Source organism: Haliscomenobacter sp. (assembly GCF_033763495.1).
Taxonomy (GTDB): domain Bacteria; phylum Bacteroidota; class Bacteroidia; order Chitinophagales; family Saprospiraceae; genus Haliscomenobacter.
This window is the reverse complement of the sequence record NZ_JANRKL010000163.1, coordinates 1-7,459: the sequence shown is the minus strand read 5'-3', so window position 1 is coordinate 7,459 and position 7,459 is coordinate 1. Positions and strand designations below refer to the sequence as shown.

8 protein-coding genes and 1 pseudogene are annotated in these 7,459 nt (G+C 43.5%); 3 read left to right on the top strand and 6 right to left on the bottom strand.

Annotation, left to right across the window (positions count from 1 at the left end; all coding sequences use genetic code 11):
- A partial coding sequence (locus SFV55_RS17480; protein WP_320030821.1) for a glycoside hydrolase family 3 C-terminal domain-containing protein occupies positions 1-748 on the top strand: 748 nt, incomplete at its 5' end.
- Between the two features lie 39 nt (positions 749-787).
- Here the strand turns inward: SFV55_RS17480 and SFV55_RS17475 are convergent.
- From SFV55_RS17475 to SFV55_RS17465, 3 genes are all read right to left on the bottom strand, one after another.
- On the bottom strand, positions 788-1,198 hold the full coding sequence (locus tag SFV55_RS17475) for a DM13 domain-containing protein (RefSeq protein ID WP_320030820.1): 411 nt from the start codon (positions 1,196-1,198) through the stop codon (positions 788-790).
- A 115-nt stretch (positions 1,199-1,313) separates the two neighbouring features.
- Positions 1,314-2,210, bottom strand: coding sequence for a GTPase Era (era, locus tag SFV55_RS17470; protein WP_320030819.1), 897 nt, complete (start codon positions 2,208-2,210; stop codon positions 1,314-1,316).
- 100 nt (positions 2,211-2,310) lie between these two features.
- The gene (locus tag SFV55_RS17465; RefSeq protein WP_320030818.1) at positions 2,311-2,913 is read right to left on the bottom strand and encodes a hypothetical protein; all 603 of its coding nucleotides are present in this window, start codon (positions 2,911-2,913) and stop codon (positions 2,311-2,313) included.
- Between the two features lie 170 nt (positions 2,914-3,083).
- Between SFV55_RS17465 and SFV55_RS17460 the strand changes: the two are divergent.
- Positions 3,084-3,482 (top strand): annotated as a pseudogene (locus SFV55_RS17460) (penicillin-binding transpeptidase domain-containing protein); the annotation flags it as partial.
- Positions 3,483-3,556: 74 nt separating this feature from the next.
- Here the strand turns inward: SFV55_RS17460 and SFV55_RS17455 are convergent.
- Genes SFV55_RS17455 through SFV55_RS17445 form a run of 3 tightly spaced genes read right to left on the bottom strand, consistent with a single transcriptional unit; the run spans position 3,557 to position 5,373 of the window.
- Positions 3,557-4,444 carry a hypothetical protein gene (locus tag SFV55_RS17455; protein ID WP_320030816.1) on the bottom strand — a complete coding sequence of 296 codons (888 nt, stop codon included), beginning with the start codon at positions 4,442-4,444 and terminating at the stop codon, positions 3,557-3,559.
- A gap of 10 nt (positions 4,445-4,454) precedes the next feature.
- Complete coding sequence (locus tag SFV55_RS17450; RefSeq protein WP_320030815.1) at positions 4,455-4,691, bottom strand: DUF5995 family protein; 237 nt, start codon at positions 4,689-4,691, stop codon at positions 4,455-4,457.
- A 22-nt stretch (positions 4,692-4,713) separates the two neighbouring features.
- Positions 4,714-5,373: a hypothetical protein gene (locus tag SFV55_RS17445; protein ID WP_320030814.1), complete on the bottom strand. Its 660-nt coding sequence runs from the start codon at positions 5,371-5,373 to the stop codon at positions 4,714-4,716.
- A 151-nt stretch (positions 5,374-5,524) separates the two neighbouring features.
- Between SFV55_RS17445 and SFV55_RS17440 the strand changes: the two genes are divergently transcribed.
- Positions 5,525-6,874, top strand: coding sequence for an aspartate kinase (locus SFV55_RS17440; RefSeq protein ID WP_320030813.1), 1,350 nt, complete (start codon positions 5,525-5,527; stop codon positions 6,872-6,874).
- Positions 6,875-7,459: the final 585 nt, after the last annotated feature.

The window sequence follows — 7,459 nt, the reverse complement described above, 5'->3', positions numbered from 1 at the left end:
AATCGTAGCCGGAATTCACGAAGGCGAGTTTCAAGACCGTGCGTTTCTTTCATTGCCTGGTCATCAAGAAGAGTTAATCAATCGCGTATCGGCCATAGGTAAACCAGTAGTGGTGATTCTGGTGGGTGGAAGTGCGATTACAATGAACAATTGGTTGAACAAGGTCAATGCCGTAATCGACATTTGGTATCCAGGTGAGGAAGGTGGCCATGCGTTGGCAGATGTATTATTTGGCGATGCAAGTCCCGCTGGTCGATTGCCCATTACTTTTCCGTTGCACGAAGCTCAGCTACCCCTGGTGTATAATCACAAGCCAACCGGTCGTGGTGACGATTATCATAACCTTAGCGGGCTACCGCTCTTCCCATTTGGTTACGGACTTACCTATACTACGTTTGCTTACAGCAATATGCAGGTCTCAAAATCGGCAATCAAAAAGACAGAACAAGCACAAGTTTACTTTGAGTTGCAGAATACCGGCAAGTATGCCTCGGACGAAGTGGTGCAACTTTATATAAAAGACGATCTCGCCACAGTTGCCCGGCCCGTTTTGGAACTGAAAGGTTTTCAGCGTGTTCACCTTGAGCCTGGAGAGAAAACGATTGTGCGGTTTATGATTGCGCCCAATATGCTTGAGATGCTTGATAAAAATCTTCAAACTGTGATCGAGCCTGGAAACTTTACTATAATGGTGGGAAGTTCTTCAAAAGCAATTGAATTAACGACAGTGTTGACTGTCACTGAGTAATTGCTCACCCCTGACTGCTGATGGCTCAGATCAGACTACTCACTTCAACTCCGCCGACCCAAACAACACCGAAAAAGCCTTGCACCAGATCAAAACAAACTTTTGAGATTTAATATCCACATTATCTGGAACGGCAATCCGTACATTGCCCAAGCTCAATTTGCTTGAAATTTCAGTGAAATTGTCGGCTTTGAGTGAGGTAGCGAGGTAAATCCGCAGGTCGGGACCATTATCCGTTTTGAAATTTTCCAACAACAGGAACCGCTTACCGTCCTTGTCTTTGATCAATTTTGCGGTACCAGAAGCAGAATGCTGACTAGAATTGATGAAAGAACCCGTAGCAAGTACCTGGTCCGTATCAACTGGCGTAACTGCATCATCGGCAACATCGGGTTTGGAACAAGCAAAAGCAACGAGGCTGAGGGCTAGAATAAGAATCGACTTGTACATGGCACTATATTTTAATTTTGGAAATTATTATCCCCATCTTAACGGCATTGTTGTTCCCATTGTTTCTCTTTGAATTGTCGCGGCTGGAACAGTTCCATTTGATTTTCAACGGCTTTTACTTATATCCAAACTGCTTCAGCAAAAAATCATCATTCCGCCAGTTGTCTTTCACTTTGACGAAAAGCTCCAGGAAGACCTTTTTTTCCAAAAACCGCTCCATATCCAGGCGAGATTCCATACCCAACTTTTTGATCGACACGCCATTTTTGCCAATCAGGATGGATTTTTGGGTATCGCGTTCCACAAAAATGGTGGCAGAAATACGGGCTATTGCTTTGCCGCCCACAGTTTGGTCCTCTTTAAACTCCTCAATGATCACCTGGGTAGCGTAGGGAATTTCCTGATGGTACAGCATCATGATTTTTTCCCGAATGATTTCAGAGACAAAAAAGCGCTCCGGTCGGTCAGTCAACTGGTCTTTGGGGTAATATTCGGGGCCTTCGGGAAGGTTTTCTTTTAAAGTGCTCAGCAAAAGGTTGGTATTGATCTTTTTTAAAGCTGAAATGGGAATCACTTGAGCATGGGGCAATTGTTCGGCCCAGAAGGTTTTTAACTGCTCCAATTTCTCTTCGTCTATCAGGTCTATTTTGTTGAGCACAACGAACATGGGGATGCTGGTCTGGCGGCGCAATTGTTCCAGGAGTTGATCACCCGCCTTGTATTCTTCCAGTACATCGGTCACCAAGAGCATGAGGTCGGCATCTTCAAAAGTGGACTGCACGAAGGAGTTCATGGCCTGGTGCATCTTGTAGGCCGGTTTTTCGACTACTCCGGGAGTGTCCGAAAGTACCATTTGGAAATCCTCTCCACTCAATATTCCGATGATGCGATGGCGCGTCGTTTGGGGTTTGTTGGTGATGATGGACATACGTTCGCCCACGAGTGCATTCATCAAGGTAGACTTGCCTACATTGGGATGACCAATGATATTGATAAAACCGGAACGGTGCATATACTTGCTTCTAATTCGAATAATGGCAGTTTACGTTTACTAAACTCTACGTTTACTAAACTTTTGAAGTTTAGTAAACGTAGAGTTTAGTAAACGTAAACTACTCTAAAAGATCCCATCCCTGTGGCAGCTGCTTGATCCGTCCGTTGACCAATTTATCCAAAATGTAATAAATGTCGCCGGGCTTGTAAGGCCGCCAATTGATGTTGTTGAATTCGGGGCCAAAGTTAAGGTAATATTGGAGTTTGTTGTCTTTCATTTCTTCATAAACGTGCTGAAGGGAGTTGATGACCACTATCCAGCCGTCTTCATCCTTGATGTCTTCGTACCATTCTTCGTAGTAGTCGTTGTCACCACTGTGGTAGTTGAGTACGTTCTCGCAGATCAAAATATAGCGGTAAATGCCTTTTTCGATCATGTAATCCACCAATTCCCGTTTGAGGTAGATGCTGTCGTCGTAAAGGCAATCGTTCCATTCGCCGATCATTTCAATGATGGCGTAGCCCTCTTCGTAGTCGGCATACAAGACCTTTAGGTACAGGGTTAGGGAACCGATGGAATCCCACTGCGGATGAATGTAATAATTGTAAATTTTATTGGTGTAATAAAACTCACTATACTCGCGTCCGTAAAAGGGCGAATTGACGTCTTCAGCAGCCACGTAATCATCCCGCCAGCGGAAGTATGGTTCGATGTCTTGCACAGTCGTAATTTTTTGGAAATGTACGATCAAAACGATTAAAATGAAAAAAAGGTTGAGAAGGTTAAGAGAAGTAGAGGAAGGTTGAGGCTACCGACACAATTTAGGTGAAATTCAAATAATCCAACCCACCCAATATCGTTTACCCTCTATACCTTAAAAATCCGATAATTCACCTGAAGCGTTGTGGTTACGGCAACCTCGACTTGTCGGAACCAGGGGATGACTTTTGGAATTTTGGCCCTTTTGGCATTTCACCAAAAAATCAGGTAGAATTCCTGGTCAAAGTGCACGAGGGGCGCTTGCCATTTTCCAAAAGAAACCTGCAAATTTTGAAATCGGTGATGATCAATGAGCGCAAGCCCAACTACATCCTCCGCGCCAAAACCGGTTGGACCCGGGTCAATGGGCAAGACATAGGTTGGTGGGTCGGTTATGTGGAGCGCAAGGGCAATCTTTATTTTTTTGCCACCCGCATCACCAAACCCCGGGCGGAACGCCATCCTAATTTTGGCCAATGCCGCAAAGACATCACCCGCACCATTCTACACCAATTACAAGCAATTGAATAAATTTACGGCTTTATCATTTTTACACAGTTCCCTATGTCCATCAACACCCTTTTCCTAGTTTCTGTCCAAAAGGATTAAACCTCCTTCGCTTCCTCTAAAATCATCTGAAGGGACTTCAAATAGGTATTGAAGGTAACCCTGGCTGTGTTTTTCCGAATTTCCATAACCGGACAATCCGCTCTTATAATACCATGGATGTAACTGGAAAGCAACAATTTGCCATTGTCCTCCTCGGGGTCTACCATCATGTAGTGGTTGTATGGGAAGTTTTCGTAAGTAAAGAGTTTGAATTGCCCAGGGTGGCCGAGTTGGTTTAGATCCTCCTTGATTTTTTTCAAGTCGTCAAGGATTTGGGGCATTTGTTCGTATGCCTTGGCCTCTTTAGGCAGAGCCTTGGCACGGTCCATAAAATAAAGCCGGGTCATCTCACTAGCAGGGTCCATCATCAGGCATTTCATGTTCACCCCTTTTTTCAACAATTGCTCAATATGGTCTCTAAATTCTGATTTTCGCCTACTGGTGAAATATTGACTAAAAGTATGCAAGCGAATCCCCACTTCAATTATTTCCTTTTTGGCGTTTTTGATGAACTGGATTTTTTCGCTGGTGCTCCGGCGCCCATCTTGGTAGATGATGATTCCGTGAGCCTGGTTGGAGGTGTTTTCGGGTTCAGAATCTGTGTTTTCCAGTTTGATGAATTCATGTGTAGCTGGGTCATATTTCAATGGCCAATTTAATTCAATCACCAAAATAAAAGCCTTGGCAGCTTCTTTTAATAACTCCTTGCTCAAAGAAATTTTACGTTCCGGATTCCCTTCAATAATTACTTTTTTGATATTGGTTAAAGTAGCAGGTGCAATGTCAAATTGTACTTCATGCAATTTAATTAACAAGGTTTTATGGTTGAAACGCTCAATGAGGATTGGATAACAAAGACGAATGATGGCTTTTGAATCTGACATAGATACTTATTTATTGATTTTGAAATAAAATTCCCGCGCCTTTTTCGAATACCTTCATTTCCTGCTCTTGTCGAATGTCTTCCAATGACGCTTCCTCGGTCGCTTCCAACATTCGTATGGCCACATCCCAGACCTCCGATCTCCAACTGGTAATGAGTTGTGAAAGCAGCCATTCATCCATCCGCCCAAAAACCTGATCAACTATGGCCATGATTGGAGAGGCTGGTTCCACCACGGTATCCTGCACTGCATCAATGGTATCGCCATTTCTACCGATGCCTCAACCCCATCAACAACGAAAACGCCTTATCCAAATCCCGATTCGATAACACAATCGTATACTCGTTCGAAGTAGAAATCATTTCCACCAGGTTGATCCCATTGAGTGCCAATTCTTTGAGGATGTAGTAGTACACACCATAAATCTCCTGATTCCCTTCGGGGAGCATCAAACTGATCGAACAAAGGTCTTTCTCTTTGACCAGCATTTTTTCGCTCTGAAAAATCTCTTCCAGTTTAGTGCCCATATTTTCCGAGATAACGATGGTCGTTTCGGATACACCTTGGGAAAAAGAATAAAAAACTTTGGCGGCTTCGCTGATGGCATTGAGCAGTTCTACTTGTTTGCTCAAGAGGGTCTCCGAGTTGAGAAAGGTATAGTCCAGAAGCCCCGAACGCACACTGATATCGGTCATTTTCCGAAAAAAAAGACGCAGGTTTTTGTCCAAATGCAAAAGTTCAACCATTGGCATCCGGTTAATGGCCATGACGATGGCACTGCTGTTTACCTCCTTTCCCGCCGCTTTTTCCACCTCCGGCTGAATTTTGCGCGCCAGGGATGATACATTAACCAAGCCGTCGGCCAGTGCTTCCAATAAAAAAGGCGAACTGCTGATGATTTGGTTGACGTGTTCAGAAATTTTTATCACTTTGTTCAAATTTTAACGAAAATATATTTTTTTGTACAATTATACCCTGAAAATTCCAGTATTTATTTTCAGCCTTTACTTTTGTATCATCAATCAAAGATAACTCGATGGTAGTTGTCAACTGATTATTCACAGCATCAAGTAAACAATCATGCAAATTCTGAAGTTTGGTGGCACATCGGTGGGAAGTCCGGAAAGAATGCGTCGGGTAGGAGAGCTGATCGACGATGGTTTACCCAAAATTGTGGTTTTATCCGCAGTATCTGGTACAACCAACAAGTTGGTCGAGTTGGGTGAACTCATCCGCAAACAACAGATTGAAGCTGCATCCATCAAATTAGCGGCCTTGCGCGAAGAATACCGGGTATTTGTGAATGAGTTGCTGCCAACTGAACCTTTTCAGGATAGAGGCCACGCTGTGGTAAGAGGTATCTTTGATGAAATGGAGCAACTGTTGTGGGTCAATCGTTTTGAAAGTAGCCACGAAAAATGGATTTTGGCCCAAGGCGAGGTAATTTCTACCAATCTCTTCCAAATTTACATGGAATTGATTGAACGGCCTTCTGTGTTGCTCTCTGCACTGGATTTTATGCGCATCGACGAGCACGGAGAACCTGATCTGGAATGGATTCAGCGGCGTTTGGAACTGCTCTTATCCCAGCAACACCCTCTGGCCACCTACTTCATTACCCAGGGATACATCTGTCGGAACGCGGCTGATGAAGTGGACAACCTGCAACGCGGTGGAAGTGATTACAGTGCAACCTTAATCGGTGCAGCCATCCGGGCAGAAGAAATTCAAATCTGGACAGATATTGATGGCATCCACAACAACGATCCCCGCATTGTGGAAAACACCTGGCCAATCCGGCAGGTATCCTATCGGGAAGCTGCCGAGTTGGCTTACTTTGGGGCCAAAATTTTGCACCCAACCTGTGTCATCCCAGCGGAAGATCGTCAAGTGCCCATTGTGTTGAAAAACACTTTTGAGCCAAAATCCCCGGGAACCTTAATTTCTAATGCATCTTCCAATCGAACCATCACTGCCATTGCCGCGAAGGATGGCATCACTGCCATCAAAATTCAAAGCGGGCGAATGTTGCATGCTTATGGCTTTTTGCGCCGGGTATTTGAAGTATTCGAACAATTCCGTACGCCGATTGATATGATCACTACTTCTGAAGTGTCGGTTTCCCTGACTATTGATTCCGACAAACACTTGCCTGAAATCATCCGCTCACTGGAGCTTTTCGGAGACGTAAGTGTGGACAAGAATCAGTCGATCATCTGTATCGTGGGAGATGCACTAAGTGCACATACCGAAGTAACCAAACACATTTTTTCGGCCTTGGAAAGTATTCCCTTGCGTATGGTTTCTTACGGTGGGAGCAACAACAACATCTCGATTCTGGTAAACCAGGATGCCAAAAACGCTGCCCTGCGCAGCTTGCACAAGCACTTATTTCAAAACACAAATACTACGCTGTCAGTAAATTTTTAGGCTAAGAAACGCATTCAGTAATTTTTTTTTCTGGTTAGGGCATGCTGAATGCATAATCAAACCCGCTTGAAAGGTAAATGAACTTTTCAGCGGGTTTTTTCCTTGATGCATTATGAATCAATTCAATACAATGTTTTAAAAAAAAACTAAAAAAAAATCAGCAAATATGTGACTTCGTTTTAATCTCTCTGTCTAAAGATTAAATTTGCAAAACGGACTAAACCCTTTACCTTTGTCCGCTAAACCTTAATATTCCATCCCAATCATTTAGTGTATTCACCAACCGGGGAATCACAAAACTGCGTAAAGTTTACAATACCTTTTTCCGATGCTTACACTGGACTATGTCCATACGTATAAAAATTGTTTATAGGGGGAACTTATTACATTTTGGGGGCAGGGCGTTTTTCGCCTTGCCTCTTTTTATTTTAACCCACTACTCACTAACTTCCCACAATCGCAAAAACTATTTACCTTTGCGCATCTTTTTTCAAACTGTATCTACCAAACCAAACAATGGCACATAAGAAAATTCAGTCGGCCCTTATTTCTGTGTACTATAAGGATGGACTAGAACCGATTATT

Excerpts from the sequence above, each read along its gene's own strand:
- SFV55_RS17475 (WP_320030820.1), bottom strand. The coding sequence starts at position 1,198 with ATGTACAAGTCGATTCTTATTCTAGCCCTCAGCCTCGTTGCTTTTGCT.
- era (WP_320030819.1), bottom strand. The coding sequence starts at position 2,210 with ATGCACCGTTCCGGTTTTATCAATATCATTGGTCATCCCAATGTAGGC.
- SFV55_RS17455 (WP_320030816.1), bottom strand. The coding sequence starts at position 4,444 with ATGTCAGATTCAAAAGCCATCATTCGTCTTTGTTATCCAATCCTCATT.
- SFV55_RS17440 (WP_320030813.1), top strand. The coding sequence starts at position 5,525 with ATGCAAATTCTGAAGTTTGGTGGCACATCGGTGGGAAGTCCGGAAAGA.